General features: G+C 37.7%; 15 protein-coding genes. 6 read left to right on the forward strand and 9 right to left on the reverse strand.

Annotated elements, in window-relative coordinates:
* Positions 1–133: 133 nt before the first annotated feature.
* Both AC0L6O_RS12785 and AC0L6O_RS12790 read right to left on the reverse strand, forming a co-directional pair.
* Positions 134–1,066, reverse strand: coding sequence for an aldo/keto reductase (locus AC0L6O_RS12785; RefSeq protein ID WP_473302850.1), 933 nt, complete (start codon positions 1,064–1,066; stop codon positions 134–136).
* A 245-nt stretch (positions 1,067–1,311) separates the two neighbouring features.
* Positions 1,312–2,154: a helix-turn-helix domain-containing protein gene (locus tag AC0L6O_RS12790; RefSeq protein WP_473302852.1), complete on the reverse strand. Its 843-nt coding sequence runs from the start codon at positions 2,152–2,154 to the stop codon at positions 1,312–1,314.
* Positions 2,155–2,311: 157 nt separating this feature from the next.
* On the opposite strand from AC0L6O_RS12790, the gene AC0L6O_RS12795 reads away from it, so the two are divergent.
* The 5 genes from AC0L6O_RS12795 (at position 2,312) to AC0L6O_RS12815 (ending at position 10,633) form a co-directional block, all read left to right on the forward strand.
* Positions 2,312–5,557 (forward strand): DUF1553 domain-containing protein, encoded by a 3,246-nt coding sequence (locus tag AC0L6O_RS12795; protein ID WP_473302854.1) that lies wholly within the window; start codon positions 2,312–2,314, stop codon positions 5,555–5,557.
* Between the two features lies 1 nt (position 5,558).
* Positions 5,559–7,076 carry a DUF1501 domain-containing protein gene (locus AC0L6O_RS12800; RefSeq protein ID WP_473302856.1) on the forward strand — a complete coding sequence of 506 codons (1,518 nt, stop codon included), beginning with the start codon at positions 5,559–5,561 and terminating at the stop codon, positions 7,074–7,076.
* Positions 7,077–7,088: 12 nt separating this feature from the next.
* The gene (locus AC0L6O_RS12805) at positions 7,089–8,198 is read left to right on the forward strand and encodes an NHL repeat-containing protein (protein ID WP_473302857.1); all 1,110 of its coding nucleotides are present in this window, start codon (positions 7,089–7,091) and stop codon (positions 8,196–8,198) included.
* Position 8,199: 1 nt separating this feature from the next.
* Positions 8,200–9,576 carry a c-type cytochrome domain-containing protein gene (locus AC0L6O_RS12810; protein WP_473302858.1) on the forward strand — a complete coding sequence of 459 codons (1,377 nt, stop codon included), beginning with the start codon at positions 8,200–8,202 and terminating at the stop codon, positions 9,574–9,576.
* Positions 9,577–9,922: 346 nt separating this feature from the next.
* Positions 9,923–10,633, forward strand: coding sequence for a GDSL-type esterase/lipase family protein (locus AC0L6O_RS12815; protein WP_473302860.1), 711 nt, complete (start codon positions 9,923–9,925; stop codon positions 10,631–10,633).
* A gap of 104 nt (positions 10,634–10,737) precedes the next feature.
* On the opposite strand, the gene AC0L6O_RS12820 is transcribed toward AC0L6O_RS12815, so the two are convergent.
* The 3 genes from AC0L6O_RS12820 to AC0L6O_RS12830 all read right to left on the reverse strand — a co-directional run bounded on the left by AC0L6O_RS12820 (position 10,738) and on the right by AC0L6O_RS12830 (position 16,888).
* A complete protein-coding gene (locus AC0L6O_RS12820; protein WP_473302861.1) occupies positions 10,738–12,234 on the reverse strand; it encodes an alpha-L-fucosidase in 1,497 nt (498 codons plus the stop codon).
* A gap of 263 nt (positions 12,235–12,497) precedes the next feature.
* Complete coding sequence (locus AC0L6O_RS12825; RefSeq protein WP_473302862.1) at positions 12,498–15,854, reverse strand: VCBS repeat-containing protein; 3,357 nt, start codon at positions 15,852–15,854, stop codon at positions 12,498–12,500.
* Positions 15,855–15,865: 11 nt separating this feature from the next.
* Positions 15,866–16,888: a zinc-binding alcohol dehydrogenase family protein gene (locus AC0L6O_RS12830; RefSeq protein ID WP_473302863.1), complete on the reverse strand. Its 1,023-nt coding sequence runs from the start codon at positions 16,886–16,888 to the stop codon at positions 15,866–15,868.
* A 211-nt stretch (positions 16,889–17,099) separates the two neighbouring features.
* Between AC0L6O_RS12830 and AC0L6O_RS12835 the strand changes: the two genes are divergently transcribed.
* Entirely contained in the window at positions 17,100–17,975 is an 876-nt protein-coding gene (locus AC0L6O_RS12835) for an AraC family transcriptional regulator (RefSeq protein ID WP_473302864.1), read from the forward strand.
* 13 nt (positions 17,976–17,988) lie between these two features.
* On the opposite strand, the gene AC0L6O_RS12840 is transcribed toward AC0L6O_RS12835, so the two are convergent.
* From AC0L6O_RS12840 to AC0L6O_RS12855, 4 genes are all read right to left on the reverse strand, one after another.
* Positions 17,989–19,779 carry an arylsulfatase gene (locus AC0L6O_RS12840; RefSeq protein WP_473302866.1) on the reverse strand — a complete coding sequence of 597 codons (1,791 nt, stop codon included), beginning with the start codon at positions 19,777–19,779 and terminating at the stop codon, positions 17,989–17,991.
* A gap of 80 nt (positions 19,780–19,859) precedes the next feature.
* Positions 19,860–21,458, reverse strand: a complete 1,599-nt coding sequence (locus AC0L6O_RS12845; protein ID WP_473302868.1) for a sulfatase family protein — start codon at positions 21,456–21,458, stop codon at positions 19,860–19,862.
* Positions 21,459–21,860: 402 nt separating this feature from the next.
* Positions 21,861–22,217: a transposase gene (locus tag AC0L6O_RS12850; RefSeq protein WP_473302869.1), complete on the reverse strand. Its 357-nt coding sequence runs from the start codon at positions 22,215–22,217 to the stop codon at positions 21,861–21,863.
* A gap of 2 nt (positions 22,218–22,219) precedes the next feature.
* A complete protein-coding gene (locus tag AC0L6O_RS12855) occupies positions 22,220–22,450 on the reverse strand; it encodes a hypothetical protein (RefSeq protein ID WP_473302870.1) in 231 nt (76 codons plus the stop codon).
* Positions 22,451–22,709 lie beyond the last annotated feature (259 nt).

Here is a 22,709-nt window from a genome sequence, read left to right on the forward strand (position 1 = left end):
AACTAGTTTACTAGTCAAATCCTTTATTCACGTGACCTTACTTTTATCAAACAAGTGAGCCATTCTCCAAACCAAAAAAAAGAGCGAAGCCCCATTGGAGATTCACTCTTTGAGTTAAAATACTTTTATAGCCTTAATCTATCACACTTACAATTTCATTAAAAAGTGATTCTGGTAAAACGCCGGACTTCCAGTCTGAAATTGTTGATTTAATCTGCTCTATTTTTCTAGCACCCATCACTACCCTATTGGCTTCTGCCATAGAAAACAAAAAGCGTTGGGCTAGTGATGATATCTTCATGCCTTCTCTATCGGCAATAGCCTTCACCTTTATAGCATTTTTTACATCCTGCTCAGAAATCCACTCGTCATTTGGAGGATTTGAAACGTACTGTTCATATCTGTTCCCTAGTAAAGAAAAGTGCAAAGCCGAAGCCGCATAATAAGCCACACCTTCGGCATGATTATGTGGCAAATCCTTCTTAAAACCATTTAGGTTACAAGCATCAACCTTTAAAAAGCCTGAAACTGCCTGGAAATTATTACTAGTAATATAAGGTCTGAACGCATCTGTAGGGTTTCCTCCAACACCTAAAGAACGTGCATAGCCTGCGGCTACAAAGCTTTTCAATGTGTCCAAAACTTCTTCAATCTTATCCATTGGCACCAAATGTGGCTCATGAAGAAATAAAAGGTCTACATAATCTACCCCTAAAGTTTCAAGACTCTCTTCTACACTTTGCTTCATTCTGGATACACTATAATCTACCACAGTATCATGAGCACTTTCACTTTTTAGTCTGCCCACTTTGGTTGAAATAAACGGCCTTTCACCCTTCCATTCTTTCAAAGCTTTACCCACTACCGTTTCAGATTGGTTATAAGAAGGAGAAGTATCGAGCGATTTTATACCGTTCTCGAAAGCATATAAAAGACAGTCAACAGACTCGTCATAATTAGTTTCTCCCCAAACGCCACCAAGCCCTGAGCAGCCGTAAACTAATCTAGAGCCATGGGTGAAATTGAAATTTTCTTCGTTAATATCCTTTAAATAGGTAGGTGTCATTATTCAATATTGTCTAATATGAGCCTACGAAATAGACCCTTTTCTTATTATATAATAGGTATACCCTAATTCAAGACTATTTAGGGTAATGCAAAATTATAAAGCCTCGGAAAGGTGAATTGCAGCATATTTGGCATTAATAGATATTATTTTGGGATATCTATTTTTCAAGAAAAAGAAATCAGCAAAGTGAGAATAAAATAGAGTTAACTATATAATAATAAACCCATTAAAAGAAATTAAAACTAAACCAGATTCGACTCCAACCTATATTCAGTGGCAGATTTTCCTGATAACTTTTTGAAAACCTTAGAAAAGTAGGTTCTATTTTCAAAACCAACTTTATAGCCAATTTCATTGACCGTGAGGTCTGAAAACAATAATAAATGCTGGGCTTTCTCTATGCGTATTCTATTAATATAAACCAATGGTCTAGCTCCAATATATTTGAGAAAAAGTCGGCTAAAATAATCTTCATTGTGACTTACTATGGCTGCCAGTTTTTTTACGGATAGGTCTTTGTCATAGTTTTCATGAATAAAAAGCAACACTTCCGATAGCTTATTTATTCCGCTAAGCTCAGTACGCTCTACCCTATTTTCCGTGTCAATAAACCTAGACATAAGCTGCAAAATAATGCCATTGGTTTCCATTAAGCGTGACTCTAAAGATTGAGCTGTAGGCCTACTTAAAGTTAAATCAAGCCCAACTTTAGGATTAGAGTTAACCAAAGCCATATCTGGATTCATGCCCAGTAATCTTTCAAATAATGCCACCTCTAGACTAGTTACTTTCACTTCAAAAAGTAGCTTATTCCTTTGCTTCAAAGAAGCCTCAGATTTCAAAATTTCTTCTATATGAACATACTGCTGCACAAAGAAAAAATCGCAGCTATAGTTAGAAAGCGTAAAACTCGGTATTAGGTACATATAGCCTTCTCTCAAAGGTCTTACCTTATTATCAAAAGTAACTTCAGCATTCCCTTCACTTATATAGTAAAGTCGGTAAAATGGACTTATTACATTTACATAATTCCAGTTATGGTCTAGACTAACCTTTGCTGTGTTTAATAAAACTAACTCATTCATAATTCAATAAGCTTTTCTTTGTCGAGTATAATTTTTATAAAAATAATACAAAAGTCGGATTTGTTAACTACAAAGTCTCTTTTGATAAACTACATTAATCTTAATGCTTCTACCTTTATTCTTGAATTCTGAAACCTATTGTAAAACTGTTATTTGAATGACTGAAATGTTTATTCGGCATATTAAAAATACGTGTAAAGTATTATCCTTATGCACTTTAGTAGCCTGCGGTCCGGAGCTTCCTCCGGAACTGGAGCAAGCCATAGCCGAGCTGCCTGAAGATTTAGACTATAATATACATGTAAAGCCTATACTCTCCGACAAGTGTTTTGCATGTCATGGACCAGATAAAGCCAAACAAAAAGCCGGATTAAGATTAGATGTCTCGGAAGCTTCTTATGGTGAATTACCTGAGAACCCCGGTAAAGTGGCTATAAACCCAGGCAGCTTAAAAGGAAGTGAGATTTTCTATAGAATCACCTCTACAGACCCTGATGTGGTTATGCCTACGCCAGATTCTCACCTTTCGCTCTCCGATTATGAAAAAGCTGTGCTTATAAAGTGGATAGATGAGGGAGCGGAATACAAAGAGCATTGGGCTTTTGTGAAACCAGAAATGCATAAGGTACCTTCGGTCAAAAATGATGACTGGGTAAAATCACCAATTGACAATTTCATTCTAAGTAAAATAGAAGAAAAGAAACTCACACCTTCTGCACCTGCAGATAAAGAAACACTGATAAGAAGAGTCACTTTTGACCTGACGGGCTTACCTCCTACTTTAAAGGAAATTGAGAATTTCAAAAAAGACGAAAGCCCCGAAGCTTTTGAAAAAGTAGTGGATAGGCTTCTTGATTCGCCACATTATGGTGAAAGAATGGCGACCGATTGGCTTGACCTAGCCAGATTTGCCGACACGCATGGCTATACAGTAGACCGCGTTAGAGATATGTCTCCCTATAGAGATTGGGTTATAAATGCTTTCAATAAAAATCAGGCTTACGACGAGTTTGTCCATTGGCAGCTGGCAGGTGATTTAATGCCAAACCCGACGAAGGAAATGCTTATTGCAACAGCATTTAACCGTAACCATCAGCAAAATATGGAGGGCGGAATTATAGAAGAAGAGTTTAAGGCTGAATATGTAATGGACAGAACAAATACCCTTGGAGATGCCTTTTTGGGTCTTTCTGTAGGCTGTGCCAAATGCCATGACCATAAATACGACCCATTTTCTCAGAAAAACTACTTCGAACTTTTCAGCTTCTTTAATAATGTAAAAGAGGCTGGTCAAATATCATGGGACGACGCCCTGCCAACACCTACATTGTTACTCCCTACGGAACAACAAGAAAAGGTTATTAGCTTTATTACTAACCAATTAACCTCGGAGGAATCGAAACTTAAGGAAGTTATAAGTGCAGGTCAAAAAGACTTTAATAATTGGATAGAAAAAGAGCAGTACAAAGTACTCAAAAATGAATCTATCCCTTTAAAGGGCCTTACTGCCAAATACACTTTTGACCAACAAAACCTGAACAATAGCATCAATTCTAGTCAAAAAGGTTTTATGAGCATAGAGTCGGGAGCCAGAGAAAAACCTAGCTTTGCTAAAGCTCCCAATGGTATGGGCTTAAAAATGAATGGCGACACTTGGTTAAATACAGGTGGGGCGGGTGTTTTTGAAAAATCAGATGCTTTTACTGTTTCTTTAAATACACTTATTCCCAAAGAATTTACAGAAGGTGTCATTTTTCATAAAGGCATTTCGGAGCGACTTTATAACTTCCGTGGCTATCATATTTACATTAGAAAAGATGGACTTTTGGAAGCCAACATTGCTCATACAGCACCTTCTAACGCCATAATGAAGTCGAGCAAAATGCTCATTCCTAAAGGGCAATGGATTAACCTGACCATGACTTATGATGGTTCATCAAAGGCTAAAGGGCTTCGTGTTTTTCTAGACGGAAAGGAGCTAGATATGAAGACTGAAACGGATGAACTCACCAAAGGCATCCTTTTTAATACTAAAGATTTCAGTAAAGAACCTCCTTTGCAAATTGGTGCTTGGGGAAGAGGTTATGGTTTAAAGAATGGTTTTGTGGATGACATCTTGGTTTATAAAAGAGCTTTAATTCCTTTTGAAGTTGGCGTAATTTCCAAAACTAATCAATGGGCTAGCATAGCCAGTAAAAGCCATGCAAGCCTTTCTAAACAAGAAAAAGAAACATTGCGTCAATACTTTTTTGGTGCTATTCACAAACCGGCTTTAGAGCAGTTGGCTAAGATTCAGCGTGAAAGAAGAGCATTGACCGACTCTACAGAAAACGTGGAAGAACTTATGGTGATGAAAGAAATGGCAGAACCACGCCAGAGTTTCATCATGGAACGTGGAAGCTATGATGCCAGAGGCGAAGACGTATTCCCGAATACACCTGAAAGCATATTGCCAATGCCTGAAAACCTGCCTAAAAACAGATATGGTTTGGCCCAATGGCTTACACATCCTGAGCATCCACTCACTGCCAGAGTAGCGGTGAATAGAATGTGGCAGAATATTTACGGTACGGGTTTAGTAAGAACAGCTGAAGATTTCGGTAACCAAGGGGAGATGCCCTCTCATCCTAAATTGCTAGATTATTTGGCGATAGACTTCATGGAATCTGGCTGGGATGTAAAAAAACTAATGAAAGACATGGTGATGACGGCCACCTATCAGCAAAACTCTACAGCCACAGAAGAGCACAGAGAAAAAGACTTAGAGAATAGATTTTTAGCCAGAGGTCCAGCAAACAGATTAACCGCAGAAATGATGAGAGACAATGCTTTAGCGGCATCTGGATTATTGAAAGAGGATATTGGCGGAAAAAGTGTAAAACCTTATCAGCCGCCCGGACTGTGGGAAATAAACAATACTACTTACACTGCCGACACTTCAGATGAGGTGTATCGAAGAAGTTTGTATGTGTTAATAAAACGTTCTGTACCTAATCCTACGCTCGCTACTTTTGACGGAAACTCCAGAAGCTATTGCGTCATAAGACGTCAAAAAACCAATACGCCTTTACAAGCTTTGGTTACCCTAAACGACCCTACTTATGTGGAAGCGTCTAAAGTTTTAGGCGAAGAAATGGCGAAAATAGCAGACCCAAAAAAGGCGATTATTAGTGCTTATAGAAAACTAACAGGCAAAACGCCGCAGCCAGAAGAATTAGAAATCCTATTGGACGTAAGGACTAAAGAAATAGCAAACTTTAAGAAGAATCCTGCCAAAACCAAAGGCTGGCTAGAAGCGGGATATTATCAAATTGACAAAACAGTGGCTCCTTATTTAGTAGCTTCTAATGCCGTAGTGGCAAACCTTATAATGAATTCTGACGCCACCTTAATGAAAAGATAAAATGAGTCATCATCATCACAAAGATTTCAGAATTGATTCGCCAGATTTTGGTGAATTGAACAAAAAAATTGACAGGAGAAACTTCCTGAATAAAACCTCCTTAGGCTTAGGTACGCTTGCTTTAGGCTCCTTATTCGGCTTTGATAAGTTAAATTCAAAACCACAAGCTAGTTCTGGTGTGATTTCCGACGAAGAAATGCAGCAGCAGATTCTCGCCAGTATTCCGCATTTTGCTCCAAAGGCAAAACGTGTGGTTTATATGTTTATGAGCGGAGGACCTTCACAGTTTGAAACCTTTGACTATAAACCAAAACTGGTGGATATGATGGGGCAAGACCTGCCTGAATCTGTTAGAGGTGGGCAGCGACTTACGGGCATGAGTGCCTCTCAGAGTAGTTTGCCTTTGGCACCTTCTTTCACTGGTTTTAATAAATACGGAGAGTCTCAAACTTGGGTGAGCGATTTGCTGCCACATACTGCACAAATAGTAGATGAGCTTTGTATTGTCAAATCTGTTTACACTGAGCATATTAATCATGACCCTGCCATCACCTTTTTCCAAACAGGGCATCAGCTACCAGGAAGGCCTTCTATAGGCTCTTGGATGAGTTATGGCTTAGGTTCTGATAATGAGAACCTACCTTCTTTTATAGTTTTGGTTTCTAAAAACGGAGGGAAAGACCAACCGCTTTATTCTAGATTGTGGGGAAATGGCTTTTTACCTACCGAGCACCAAGGCGTGCAATTTAGAGCAGGAAAAGACCCCGTTTTATTCTTGAACAACCCTGAAGGTTATGACGGAAAAGACAGAGAAGAAATGCTGGGTTACTTGAAAAAACTAAACAATTTTCAAAACGAAGCCATAAACGACCCTGAGATTGATGCTAGAATAGCACAGTACGAAATGGCATTTAGAATGCAAACATCCGTGCCCGAGGTAATGGATACCGCAGGAGAAAGTGATGAAACTTTTGAAATGTACGGACCAGACAGTAGAGACTCCGGTTCTTATGCGGCCAATTGCCTTTTGGCCAGAAAACTCTTAGAAAAGGACGTTAAGTTTATTCAATTATACCACCAAGGTTGGGACCATCATGGCGGACTTCCTGGTGGAATGACCCATCAATGTAAAAACACAGACCAAGCTACGGCAGCATTTATCAAAGACCTTAAGCAGCGAGGATTGTTAGAAGATACCTTAGTGATTTGGGGTGGCGAATTTGGCAGAACGGCTTACTCGCAGGGAAAACTAACAAAAACCAACTACGGTAGAGACCACCACCCAAGATGCTTTACCATGTGGATGGCAGGTGCGGGTGTCAAAAAAGGCTTCACCTACGGAGAAACAGACGACTTTAGTTATAACATCACCAAAGACCCCGTACATGTGCATGATTTCCATGCTACGCTCATGAAGCTGACCGGAATGGACCACGAAAGACTGACCTTCAAATCTCAAGGAAGGCGTTTTAGACTAACCGACGTACACGGAAAAATAGTTAACGACATACTCAGCTAATATTTAAACCCTATGCAAAAGAGACGAAATTTCATAAAAAACACCACGCTTCTAGGAGCAATAGCCGCCATAGGTTCACCTATAAAAAGCTTTGGTATTTTACACCAAAATTTGGAAGATGAAACCATTATAGGCCATGGCGATTATAAGTATAAAGTAGATAAAGGCTGGGCAAAATTGAGCGTTAGCTATAACCCTCTTTTAAACTGCCATGAGATGGTGCAAGACAGCCAAGGCCGTCTAATCATGATAGGCGACCATACCAATAATAACATCTTGATTTTTGATAAATCTGGTAAACTCTTAGACTCTTGGGGACATGCATATCCTGGTGGTCACGGACTTTCTATAGGCAAAGACCAAGGAGAAGATTTTTTGCTAATTACGGACTGCGGATGGTTTCAAAACAAAACGGGTGGCTATGAAAAACAAGCCGGTCAAGTAGTCAAAACAGATTTAGAAGGCCGCCTTAAATTTGCTCTAGGGCATCCTAAAACCATTGGTATTTACCGAGAAGACGAACCTTTTATGCCTACAGAAACCGCCGTAGCACCAAATGGAGACATTTATGTGGCAGACGGATATGGCAGCGATTACATTATTCAGTACGACAGCAAAGGACAATACATCAGGCATTTTGGTGGTCATAATAATGAAAACAAAGAGCATAATTTATCTAATGCACATGGTGTGGCTATAGACTCAAGAAACCCTGCAAAGCCAACTTTGATTTGTACCTCAAGAAACGAAAACTGCTTTAAGATTTTCACTTTAGATGGTCAATTTATTGAAAGAATTGACTTGCCTGGGATGCACGTTTGTAGACCTGTTTTACATAATCAAAACATTTACGCTGGCGTATGTTGGAGCAAAGACGAAGAAAGTAAAACCAACTGGGGCGACTCTGGATTTGTAACCATACTAGACCAAAACAATAAGGTCATTAGTAACCCTGGCGGGCAAGCACCCAAATACACTGGAGGTAAATTACAAGCCACCACGAATTTGAAAAATCCTGTTTTTGCTCATGGACATGACGTGTGCATAGATGAGGACAACAGTATTTATGTTTGTCAATGGAATGCCAGACACACGGCTCCAGTGAAATTAACTCGCGTGTAATATGGTATTGTTAGATTTAAGTACATTTCTTGGTAGAATGCATCCACTGGTGGTGCATTTGCCTATTGGTTTTTTATTAATTGCCGGTATTTTCCATTTAGCATCTTACTTACCTAAATATGATAATCTTGGCAAAGCCACGGAACTGGCCTTGCTTTTAGGTGGACTTTCGGGCGTAGCCGCTTGTGTTTTAGGCTGGCTTTTGTCAAATACAGGAGACTATTCTTACCAATTATTAGAGAACCATAAACTCAGCGGAATAGGCCTAACGGCTCTAAGTTTACTACTATATTTCTTTATGACGGATAAAGGAAAGACTATCCTCGATTTGCCCAAAACGGCATTAACTGCTCTTTTCCTCTCTATTATTGGACTAATGAGTTATGCTGGACATCAGGGTGGAAACCTTACGCATGGTACGGAATACTTGACTTTAGCTACTTTAACCGAAACCAAAAGAGAGATACCAGAGAAGCTAGAAGATGTGTTGGTTTTTGAAGATTTAGTTCAGCCCATTTTGGACAAAAAATGTACGCAATGTCACCAGTCTGGTAAGAAAAAAGGTGAATTGGTATTGACCTCTTATGATGACATCATCAAAGGCGGCAAGAATGGTGCGATACTCAGCCAAGGAAATATAGACGAAAGCGAAATAATCAGAAGGGTAACTTTAGAGAAAGAGCATGAGGAATTTATGCCAACGGATGGCAAAACGCCACTAACTAAAGAAGAACTAGCCATTTTAAAATGGTGGATTACAAATGACGCTGTGAACAAAGAAGTAGCCTTTTTAGGCCTAGAAAGCCATAAAGAAGTGCTGGACAATGTGGAAGTGTACTTAGGCTTTAAAAAAGCTACTCATGGTGGTGAAAACAATTTGGCTAGCCAAGAAAGCTACAATCCTAATATTCCTGCAAATGCAGACCTGAGTTTATTACCGGAAATCGAAAAAGGTGGCTTTACTTTTAGGGTTATGAATCACGAGCCTTTAATGCTTGATATTGCGATTGACAGAAACAGACAGATTGATAAAATAGATGTAAAAGGACTTTTACCTTTAGCCAAAAATATTGTTTGGCTTAACCTGGCAGATGCAGCCCTTTCAAGTTCAGAGATTCAAGATATTAACCAATTAGAGAACCTAGAAAAAGTCAAACTGAATGGAAACAAGATTGAAGACGCTTTTCTACCAAAATTGGCTTCGCTCAAATACTTGAATGCCGTTAATTTAAATGACACCCCAATTTCCAATAAAGGCTTAAGCTCTTTTAAAGGCCATGAAAACCTAAAACATATTTATGTTTGGCGTAGCCAAGTAAATAAAGCGGAAGCTGCTAAATTTACAGAAGAGAACCCTACCATAGAGGTGGTTTTGTAAACTATTTTATGGGATTTCGCAGAAATGAATAGAATAATTTTATTCCTAATATTGCCCTGTACTGTTTGAGCACCAACAAAATTCTTAAGACAAATGTAATTTCACAATTGCTCAATTTTAGAATTTTGTTGGTGTGAGTTTACAGGGTGTGGTTCTTTTTGACGGTCGGCCGCTGCCGTTCGTTTTTTTTCGAACGGTGCGGCGACCCGCAAAAATGAAGTTCCCACCCAGTCTGCCGACAGGCAGGTGGAAAGTGAGCGTAGTAAAAAGGTAATCTGCGTTTTGAGATTATGAAAAATCACTTCTCTTGTTTTTCAATACATTAAAACGGAAGTAAACTACAATTATGAAAAGAAGAGACTTTCTTTTAGCCAGTTTGGCTGCTCTTAGCATTCCTGCTTTCGCTAATTCAAATAAAAAGAAAATTGCCTTTATTGGCGATAGCATAACTGCCAGTGGTGGCTATATAGATTTCTTGAGGGAAAACCCTCAAATCTCAGCTCATTTTGATTTAGTAAACTTTGGGAAAAGCAGCGAAACTGTTTCTGGACTTTCGGAAGCATTTCATGACCCTAAAAGACCTTATCTTTTTGATAGATTAGACAGCATTTTAGCAGAAGACCATTTTGATGTTTGCTTTCTTTATTACGGTATAAATGACGCTATTTATAGCCCATTTGACAAGAAACGCTTTAAAGCCTACAAAAAGGGAATTGCGAAAGCTGTTAAAATCATTGCCAAAACAGGAGCCAAAGTAATTCTGCTCACTCCTACTCCTTTTATGGAAACTGACATGAAACCCAATGGCGGGTTGCCATTGGATAGTTACAGCTATAAAGAGCCTTATTACAAATATAATTCTGAGGTGATTAGTCGCTATGCGGCGTTTATTTCTACCTATACCAATAAGAATGTCCTCAAAACAATAGACACCTACCATCCAGTTTTAGAAAACGCCACCATTTCTTTCGGCCAAGACCGCATTCATCCTTTGCCAGCAGGGCATAGGGTTATTGCGGAAACGATATTGAAAAACGTAAACTGGAATAGCCTTTAAATAAAAAAGAGGCTGTTTCACTAGTGTGAAACAACCTCTTCAACTTAACCCACATTACTCGGAGAAAATTATTATTCAATCAATTCTTTCACTCCTAAGTTTCTTTAATTAATCTTAAGACCGTAAGCAAAGTTACATGGTCTGTAAGAAGGTAAAATCACTTTTAATCCTTCCTTAGTTTGCTTAAACTTGATAACTTCATCAGAACCCATCATGGTGATTGTGTTGATTTTTGCAGTATAGTTAGGGTTGCCTTTTGCTAAAGTTTTAATAAGAATTTCGTTGCTTTTTGGCCACTCCATTAAGAAAGCATAAAGCTGCTCCCCTTGCATGGTGTATCTGATATCTTCAGCTCCTAAGTCTTTGTTGTTTCCTTCAGAAAGGTGTCCTTCTACTATTTTAGTAGGGCCTTCGCCGTAGATACTGAATGGTCGGCTACCGTAAATGGCTTCTCCGTTAATTTTCAACCAGTCGCCCATTTCAAGTAAAACCTTTTGCTGGTCATAAGGAATAGTTCCGTCTGATTTTGGTCCAACATTTAAAAGCATACTTCCGTTTTTACTTACTATGTCCACTAAATCGTCTATCAGCGTATTAGTTTCTTTTGACTCCCAGTTACTCACATAACCCCATGAGTTTTTACCAACTGAAGTGTCTGTTTGCCAGAAAAAGTCTCTAATTACCGCAGATTTACTTCTTTCCATGTCGTGCACATAGGCCCCTTCTGCCAGCGACTCATACTTATGATTTTTCCCTTGTAATACTACTTCTTTGTTCCAGTCAAGGGCTTTATTATAATAGTGAGTTGTCAATTTCAAATGCTCAGGAGCATACTCTGGTCTGTCCCAACCAAAGTCAAACCATAAAATATCTGGCTGATAATTATCAATCAATTCGGTAGTTCTTTTCATCCACATATCCTTAAACTCGGCAGTGGGAGCCTCATTGCTACTTTTCATTATTGGGCCGTAAAGTTGTGAATACTTTGGAGCAGTATTTCCCAATTCTGGCTTCTTAGTAAAAAAGTCTTGATTAAAGGCCAAATGCGACGATACGCCAAACTTCATTCCTCTCTTGGCTGTCTCTTTTTTAAGCTCGCCTATAATATCTCTTTTAGGACCCATATCCACCGAATTCCAAATGGTATATGAAGAATTATACATGGCAAAAGCATCATGATGCTCAGCCACAGGAACAATATATTTTGCACCAGACTTCTCAAAAACATCTAACCATTCGGCAGCATCAAAATGCTCAGCCTTAAACATGGGTATAAAATCTTTGTAACCAAACTTACTAGGATGTCCAAAAGTCTTTACATGATATAGATAATCATTTGATGGCCCCTGCTTGCCCTTATTTCCATGATAAGAAGTGCTAGAGTTTTCATCTATATACATATTACGAGCATACCACTCTGAACCATACCCAGGTACAGAATATACCCCCCAATGAATGAAAATACCGAATTTGGCATCTTTAAACCATTCTGGAATCTCATACTTTGTAGCTATTTGGTCCCAGTCTTCACGATATCTTTCTTGTGAAAATGCCGACAGAAAACCCGTCACCAATAAAAGAGTCAATGTTATTTTTTTCATACTTTTCTTTAAAAACTTAAGACACAAAAAGAGAGAAATTCTCTCTTTTTGTAATCTTTTACTAAAATTTACTAAACCATTCCTTTAACCCTTTCAGCCTTATAAGATAGTACCACCAAAACTAAAGTGCCACTACATTTTCTTTGCTGATTATTAAACTATAACAAAATTATACTATTAGGATGCAGCACAAAACCTCAATTTAAGCATAACATAATACGATTTTAGCATGCCATAATAGACTACTTGGTCAGAAACAAGCTTTACTTATTAGCAGGTAGACAAAAGTATGCAGGTGAGACATTATTGACGCCAAAGAGTAAATTGCTCCCATTATTTAGAAGGAGCATAGACCGCACATCTCCCATTAGATACAAACCAGAGGGAACAGCATTCCAGCTTTTACCATTTTCATTTAACAATACAGTACCATAAGAGGCATCAGACCTGCCTGTACTCACCTCTGTATGGTATTCGTTTCCTGCTAAAATCAAATCTGGAAAACCATCTAAATTAATATCAGCTATTTCTATGGCGTTTACAGGTGCAAACTGTGCCTCTTTAGGCAATTCATGCCTAATAAACTTGCCAGAACCTAAATTTTCAAACCAAGCTGTACCTAAATAATCGCAGCGTAGTTCTAGCATTTCATTTCTACCAAAATGGTCTATAATATCAGACATACTTGCATTAGAGTATGCCGCATACTTGGCGTAGTATTGCCTTATTTTGGGTGTTTGCTCCGCAAACTGGTCTCTACTTAAATCTGGAAAAAGCTTAAAATCACCTTTCAAATTTTTGATAAAATATGCTGGCATCAGTTCCTGAGTTCCGTTATTATCTAAATCTTTAGCGAACAAATAGGCTGGTCTTTCTGCCGTAACATGATACTTTGAGTTCTCTCCAAAATTACCTGCCACTATATCCAAATCTCCGTCTTGGTCAATATCTGCAAGCTTTAAACTACGCCACCAGCCATGATTTCCTGTTAGTTCTGTTTCCTTGGTAAAACGCTTAAAGCCATCCTTTGTGTTTTTGAAAAACTCAAGCTCCATATAATCCCCACAGATTACTAAGTCTTGCAAACCATCTTCGTCAAAATCTAAAAAAACTGCATCTGTAACCATACCTATTCGGCTTAAGTCAGCAGGGGTTACATCTTTAAATTTGCCATCTACATTTTCAAACAAAAAACTCTCTGGACTGCTCGGGAAAATAGTATTATCTAAACGTCCACCAACAAAGAGGTCGTAGTCGCCATCATTGTCAAAGTCATTCGCGGTAATGCTGGAAGAGAATATCTTAAAATCTTTAGGAAAATGATTTTCAGAGATTTCAAATTTGCCATTCCCATCATTTAAATAAACCAATACCGACTGCTGACCAGAAGCTGGTAATTCGGTACTGCCACCTACGGTAATTAAGTCTTGGTCGCCATCTTTATCAATATCCATAAAGACAGCATCTAAATCCTCGTTTTCTTGACTATCACTCAGCGAACTCTTGGTAAATCCATTGTTGCTATTTTGAATATAAATAGCAGACTCCTGCCCTTTAGCTCCGCCAATAAATATATCGTCTAAACCATCTCCATTTACATCGGCTTTTGCCATCGCTGGTCCCAACTGGGAATATTTCTGTGGTTGCATTCTTCTACGTGAGAAATCAGAAAATATGCTCTCTTGATGTGCTTGAAATTGCTCCGAAGGTATTGCCTTAAATATTGGCGAAGCCGCTTTTAATATTTGTCCAAATTCTATGTCAATTGCCTCTTTTTCTTTGATGTGTAATTCCTGATTCGCTTTAATAGCTGTCAAAACACTTACTTTACCAGAACTCCAAAGCACTTTTAGAGAATCTACCATTTGAAGCTCTCCTAGCCCGACATGAACCCTTTTATCTACACTAGAAGCATAACCCCTGGTAGATGTTTCTTCAAAAATCTGCGTATCATCGCCAGAGAATACCACTATTTTGGCACCAACTCCATTAACATTACCCTCCAAGCCTTCTAAGCTAACTTTAAGGAAATTATTGGTAGAATCTTGGGCACTTCCTCGCAGTTCATTTCTGTAGATAAAGGCCTTTTGATTCATGTTATTTACCACCAAATCTAGGTCGCCATCATTATCAAAATCGGCATAAGCAGCTCCCTGCGAAACAGATTTTTCACCATTCCCTAACAGGTCAGACTTGTCTAAAAAGTTTAAGTTTTTATCATTGACAAAGAGGAAGTTCTCTTTGCTTACAGAACCAAACTTATCTAACTCTTTGGTCCAGTTGACCACCTCTTCTTGAGACACACTATTTTCAAAAGAACCACCAAAAAAAGATTGTTTAGAAAGCTCTTCACTGGTGAAAGAAATAAAGTCGCTATTAGTCAAATCTTTCCCTAAACCGTTTGAAATATGAATGTCTTTCCAGCGGTCATTGTCAAAATCAGCAAAAAGGATACTCCAACTCCAATCTGTTTCTGAAATATTGGCCAATTGCCCTATCTCCGAAAAAACAGGATTATTGCCCGTAGGGCTTCCTTGGTTTACCTGCAACACATTTCTACTGTATTGATGATGATAGCCAGCCCTTCTTTGCATGTCATATTTGTCTGGGCTAAAGCCCAAAGTCATCATCTTTTTGCGTTCGTTGGTGTTTGGCATCATATCTAAGACGCCAATATCGGGTAGTAAATCGTTGTTAATATCAGCAATATCTACGCCCATGCTGCTAAAACTTTGATGTCGGGTGGCAGCAGCAATTTGGTTTTCAAAACCTCCTTTACCATTATTTATCCAGAGGTAATCATTGCTCAAATAATCGTTGGCAACATAAATATCAGGAAAGTTGTCTTGATTGATATCCGAAATTACTATACCTAAACCATAGCCATCTTCCCTAATACCAGCCTCCAAAGAAACGTCTTTAAAAACAGGATGCACTGCTCCGCCTTCGTTCCGGAAAAGCTTATCTGAAGAGGAAGCGAGCCCTGAAGTATCAATTCTAACTATTCTATTAGGCTGTGGGTCAAAAAGCTTATGATTAAGCAAATACATATCCAAGTCGCCATCTTTATCGTAGTCAAAAAATGCTGCATTGGTAGAAAAACCAGTATCAGCTAAACCATATGCTTCTGCACTTTCTTCAAACTTTAGTTCTGAAGTGCCTTGATTTATGAAAAGGAGGTTTTTCCTTTGATTAGGATTCCTGAAGTGTGAAACACATAGATAAATATCATCCCAACCATCTTGATTGACATCTTCTACCGTGACTCCGGTTATCCATTCGGTATTGGTAATTCCAGCGGCCAGCGTTACATCTTCAAACTCAAAATTTCCCTTATTGATATACAGCTTACTTTCTACCTGACTTCCTCCAAAAAACACATCTTGAAGCCCATCTTTATTAAAATCGCCAACTCCTACACCGGAGCCAATATAGATGTACTCATTGTGGTAAAAATTGAGCGAATCGTCTTCTATAATTTCATTATTAAAGTCAATGCCTGAATGACTAGTGTCAATTTGCGTAAATCTTAACTCACCCGTTTTACTTTTATCACTACAGCCCCAGCCTGCCAAAAGACAAGTTAGGAGAATGAAAAACGAGTTAAGTTTAAACCGCATAAAATCAAAGATTAAAGTTCAATAATAGCTTTTATAACCTCTTGACCAGGCTCTAAAAAAGTCTCAAATTTATTTGGCATATCTTCAAAACTAGTTCTGTGAGACAGCCATGGATTAGTATCAATTACACCTTCTTCTATGAGTGAAATTATCTCTTTAAAATCACCTGGAAGACAATTTCTACTTGCCAAAAGCGTAAGCTCTCTTTTATGGAAATTAGGGTCAAAAAACGTCACATCGCCTTGAAAAAGACCAACAAAAACCAATCTACCACCATGAGCTAGTAGATTAAAAGTATTTAGCATGGAGTTTTTATTTCCGGTAGCGTCAATCACTACACTTGGCAAATCTCCATCCAAAACGTTTTTCAAATCGGCTTCTTCTAATTTACCAGTTACCTGAATACTTTTATCTGAAAGACCTATTTTCTCAATAAAATCTAAACGACTTTTTGAAATATCTGCCATGCAAACCGTAGCACCTTTTAGCTTTGAAAACTGAGCTACACCAAGACCAATAGGCCCTGCTCCTATTATAAGTACTTTTTCGCCTGATTTTACATTGGCTCTATTTACTGCATGCAGGCCTATTCCTAGTGTTTCTACCAAAGCTAATTGGTCAAAACTTAGACGCTCAGATTTATGAATTTTGTTTATAGGAATAGAGATATACTCTGCCATTCCACCATCCGAATGAACCCCAATTACCTGGATATTTTCACAGCAATTTATATGACCCGCATCGCAGGCTTGACAAGCCCCACAGTTCAAATAAGGCTCTATAGCCACCTTATCTCCTATTTTTAAACTATGCTTTATGCCATTTTCTGATATCGAAACTATTTCGCCGCCTAATTCATGGCCTAAAACTCTAGGGTATGTAAAAAAAGGCTGATCTCCTTTGAATGCATGATAGTCTGTTCCGCAGATTCCTATTCTTTTTATTTTTACAATTGCCTTACCTTTTTCGGCTTTAATATCTTCCTGTTCTATAAAGTCAAACTGTCCTGGTTCCTTAAGAATGATTGCTCTCAATGTGGTATATTTTTATGTCTTAAACTGCTCATTAATTCTGAAAACTTCCTTTAACTAAGAAAATTTATCACATCTTCTAGAATTACAATTAAATATTACTTTATTTGTCTCGCTATTAGATATAAACAAAATAACCACAGAAAAAGACAACAAATCGTAAAAATTTTAGCAATAGGTAATACTATATAAGCAAGTCGTAAAAAACTGAAATATGAAAGCTCAATTACTCAAGATTTCGAACAAAATAGAGCAGTCTTTTAGCATAAGACATGATGAAGTACCTGTGTATCATAATCGCTGGCATTATCATCCTGAAATAGAGATTATACTAATACGAAAAGGTAAAGGCACTTTTATTATTGGAGATGCCGTGGCTCCTTTTGAAGAAAACGACATTTTCATGCTCGGCTCTAATTTGCCACATCTTTTTAGGTATGACACCACTGAAGAACAGAACTATTCAGATGCTTATGTGATTCACTTTTTGCCTACATTTTTTAGCTCCGAATTCCTTTCTTTTCCTGAGATGAAATCTGTAAAAGAAATTATTTCAAAAGCGACTAGAGGCATTCAAATAAAGAACAACGACCCTATTCAAAATAACTTCCTTTTTGAATCACTTCATGAATCAGAAGGCTTTCACAGAATTATCAAATTATTCAATGTAATGTCTCACATTACGGAGAATGACGACAATACTTTGTTAAGTTCTCTGGGCTTTTCTCAAACCTATGACTCTATTGATAGTGAGCGACTTGACAATATTTACCAATACGTTTTAAGTAACTTTGACAGAGAGATTAGCTTAGAAGAAATTTCGAATGTGGCGAACCTAAGCGTCAATTCATTTTGCAGATATTTCAAGACAAAGACTAACAAAACCTTCACCAATTTCTTACTAGAAATAAGGATAGGTCACGCCTGCAAACTATTGTTAGAAACAGATTTAAACATCTCTCAAATATGCTTTGAATGTGGCTTCAACAACCTCTCAAATTTCAATAGGTATTTTAAGAAGTTTGTCCAAAAGACACCAACCGAATACCTAAAGAATGCGAATAAAAAGTCTGCCGCACACGCCGTTTAGTGCTTAACGTTTTTTATTGATTTAAAGGTTTGACATAAGCATAAAAAACTTGTCTTTTATCACCAGAATCAACCTTAAACGAGGCCTTCATTATTTGTTTTCCCTTTTTCAAATCGAGCGTAAACACCGCCCTTTCTCCCATTTTAGGAGCAACTAAAACGTGCGTATTTTCATCAATAATTAGCTCGGCACCATTAATGAGCCATTGCTCGCCTTCTTTATATTGATTTTTTCCTGGAATTTCATCTCCTACTGGAGCCGCATCTCTTAAACCCAAGCCTGATTCTTTTGGCCATCTACAAAGTTCTACTTCGTATTTACCATCATTTTTAACTTCAATTGGCCAATAACCCATGGCTCCGCTACCACTTCTAACCTGAGCTTGATTCCAGGTTGGATGCCCTACTGGAGTATGTAAATCATGGCTATTTAATTGCACCAATTCTGGAATATCATTACCAACAGGAATATAAGTCATGTGTGCAGCTGCTGCCTCTGTACCTTTCCACCATAATTCATAAGCTGCTTTCAGGCTATCCATCAATGCTGGATGCTGCTCTGCTAAATTGTCTCTTTGTCCTGGGTCACTTTTAATATTATACAGCTCGTTTCCACCTATCATTCTCCATTTATCCTTCATAATAGATGGCTGTTTCCACTTAATTAAATCGTCTTCTCGCTGAGTATCTACCACCAAAACCCTATCAGGATTCTCATTGTTATAAATTACATTTTTAAGCGAAATACCGTCTAATTTGTTAGATGGAGCAGATAAACCACATAAATCTGCCAATGTTGGAAAGAAATCTACATAAGAAGTTAATACGTCAATATCCCTTCTTTGGCTAAGTTCGCCTTGAGGCCAGTGCATAATAAAAGGTACACGATGCCCTCCTTCATATTCTGAGCCTTTAGTCCCTCTCATTCCGGCATTAAAACCCTTTTTCACATCACCGTTTTTATCAAATGAAACTCCCGCAGCAGTTCCATTATCCGACATATAAATGAAAATAGTATTCTCTGCCAAGCCTTTTTCTGCCAAAAATGCTCTGAGTTTACCCACATTTTCATCAATGTTAGTAATCATTCCATAAAACTCAGGATTGGGAATATTTTCTTGTCTTTTATATAAATCACTATACTTTGAAGGTACATTATAAGGGCTATGAGGAGCATTTAGAGCTATGTAGCAGAAAAATGGTTCGTCTTTACTTTTTTCAATGAACTTTTGAGCTTCGGAAAACCAAACATCCGTGCAGTAACCATCAAACTTTTCAGCCACGCCATTTCTAAAATATGTATCAGAGAAATAGTCATTATTCCAGTAATCTGGCTGCTGACCTACGCCACCACCTTTGTGAATCACAGATTCATCAAAACCTCTATCCTGTGGCCTGAAAGGATAATTGTCTCCTAAATGCCACTTACCAAACATCGACGTTCTATAAGCATTCGCTTTAAAGAATTCGGCCATGGTAGCTTCACCCTCGTTCAATATCTCTCTACCCATAATGGTATGCCACACACCTACGTTATTGCTGAATTTACCTGTCATTAAACCACCACGACTAGGAGCACAAGTGGTACCTACATGGTAATCTGAAAATGACACGCTTTCATTATATAAGGAGTCAATATTTGGTGTTTGAATCCATTCGTTTCCATTACAGCCTAAATCACCGTAACCTTGGTCATCTGTGAGAATAAAGACCACATTAGGCTTTTCACGCTCCAGCGAACTTTCCGATACATTTTTGCAGGAAACAAGAGACAAAACAGAAAGTAAAACAAGTATTTTTCTCATAGCTATAATTTAGATTTTGACGCTAGATACTCTAAATTTTGTTATTTTAAATGATTTGACAACAAAATCCGAAATAGAAATCAATCGTTCCAGTGTGCATCTATAGCACCTTGAATATTAGGATAATCACTATCACCTTCATTGTACTTTTCTCTTTGAGCCAAAATCTCTGCCTTTAATTTCTCTATTTCAGCCTTATATCTTGGGTCTTTGTACCTATTAACCACTTCTTTAGGGTCTATTGTTAAATCATAGAATTCCCACGCCACTGGTGTTGGTTCAAAATGATATGAATCACTAGGGTCATTTACCCATGTAAAAGTATTCTTACCATAAAGCTCCGTATTATAATGCTCGCCATAATAAAATATAAGTTTAGATTTAGCTGTTCTTACACCAAAATGAGCAGGAATATCATGGTGCGTTAAATGCATCCAATATCTATAATAAGTAGACTCTCTAAACTCCTCCGATGGTTTTGACAGCACACTCTTAAAACTTTCACCTTGCATATAAGCAGGAACTTTCCCGCCTGCTAATTCTATCAATGTAGGAGCATAATCGGTGTTATTGATAATAGCCTTGGTTCTGCTATTTGGCTTAATTAATTTAGGATACTTAATAATAAATGGCATTCTCATAGACTCCTCATACATCCATCTTTTATCCATATAATCATGCTCTCCCAGCATCATGCCTTGGTCACTCGTATATACTATAATGGTATTATCCCAAAGTCCGTTTTCCTTCAAATATTTGAAAAGCCTTCCCAAATTATCATCAACGCCTTTTACGCATCTCAAATAACGTTTTGTGTACTCCTGATAGGCTTGATGTGTACGTTCATCTTTATCTGCAATGCTGTCTAAACCATATTGGTGCGAATAATTTCTATATGGATGCCTTGAAGATACTGAAGTTCCTATTCTATCTCTTAATGTGTTATTTCTACCCAAAGTACCTTCTGAACCAAAAAATGGCTGTGAATACATGCTCGCAGGTTCTGGAATATCGACATCGGCTAAGTATGGTTGATATCTTTCAGGATATTCAAAATCATCATGTGGTGCTTTGTGATGGTGCATCAAAAAGAAAGGCTTGTTTTTATCTCTTTTTTCAAGGTATTCTAAAGTAACATCCGTAATAATATCAGAAACGTAACCTTTATAAGACTCCATATTATTTGGCCAAGTTCCTACAGTACTGACTCTAAAACTTGGGTCAAAGTAATTTCCTTGACCAGGCAAAACATTATAATAATCAAATGCCGCTGGCTCCTCCTTTAAATGCCACTTACCAATCATAGCCGTTTGGTAGCCTAGCTTTTTCATTTCAATAGGTAAATACTGCCTGTCTGGTGGCAAATCCCCATCTAAATCTAGTACTCCGTTGGTTTGGCTGTATTGCCCAGTCATCACATTTGCCCTACTTGGCGTACAAATGGAATTGGTACAGAAGGCGTTTTCAAACACCATTCCCTCTTTAGCAAACTCGTCAATTACAGGCGTAGGATTAACAGAAGCTAATGCCCCACCATAAATTCCAATAGCCTGACTGGTGTGGTCGTCGCTCATTATATAAATGATATTAGGTTTCTTTTGACCTAATCCAATTAAGGCATAGCAGCAAAATGCTAACGCTAAACTTAAACCCCGAAAAACTGAATTAAATTTGCTCATATTTTTATTTCAATAGAATTTATAACTCATGATTTGAATCAAACACCCAGCACTTTAATGCAAAAGCCTTGAACATAACAATATTATACCACCATTTCATAGGTTTCACTTTCACAATGAAACAATATTGTTTAGAAGTATAATTATTCCGCAAATTATAGACATTCCCGTATTGGAATCCTCTATTTATTGGCAATAGCTAATATTAAATTAACTAAGAGGATGTAATTGATGATTATTCGCCGCGTAATCGTAGAGACGTAGCAATGCTACGTCTCTACACCGCGAATTTCAACGTTGTGCTATTTGTTATTTTTGGTTTTCCTTTTAGTAATAAGACGTTGCGATGCAACTAGTAATAAGACGTTGCGATGCAACGTCTCTACGTCGTTCATTGGTCAATTATTCATAAAACCTATCCTCCTGCCATTTCTTGGGGTTATTTTTGATGTATTCCGCTATTCGATAGAATGACTCATCATTCCGAATGATATGGTCATAAAATCGGGATTGCCATTTAAAATCTGCATTGATTTTTCTTGCCATTTTGGTGGTTATAGATTTAAAAGACCTAATAACCACAGAAATTGACCCTGCCTTCGGCGAAATTTCACCCATCCTCTTTTGAATAAACCCAAGTGATGGTTTTTCAAAATCATTTGATATCATCTCCTTCTTTTTAGAAACTACTTTTCCGTGCATGTTATCTCCACCTTTGTTGTTTTCAATTAGCAAAATTCCCTGTACATGGTTCGGCATAACTATAAATTCATCCAATACCACAAACGGGAAGTGTTGCGGAATTTCTTCCCAAAATTATAAGCTAGTTTCCCAATCTTATTTAACTCCATCTCACCATTAACAACCTCACCAAAATGATGCTCCATATTCTCCGTACAAATTGTAATGAAATATGCGGCATTATTTGAATAATTCCAGCCTTCTAACCTTGCTGAAGGTATCCTATATCTGTTTTGAAACTTATCACTCATTTTCCTAAAACAGAATTCTTTGTTATAAAAGCGAATACCTTATTCTAAATGATTCTATGAATATAATTCTCCTTTTCGGCTTCTTCAAATGGTCTTTAGTTACATTAATCAAATATTCATTAAAAGCTAAAAATCAAGAACCAAAAAGCCCTAACGTCGCCCTATAAACTATAAATAGCCCAATTATGTCGTTTAAATGTAAATTGGCGTATTCAAGAATCTTTATTTGTTAAAAAAAATTATAAATTGATTCAAAATT

This window comes from Arcticibacterium sp. GJ41-1 (assembly GCF_055808875.1).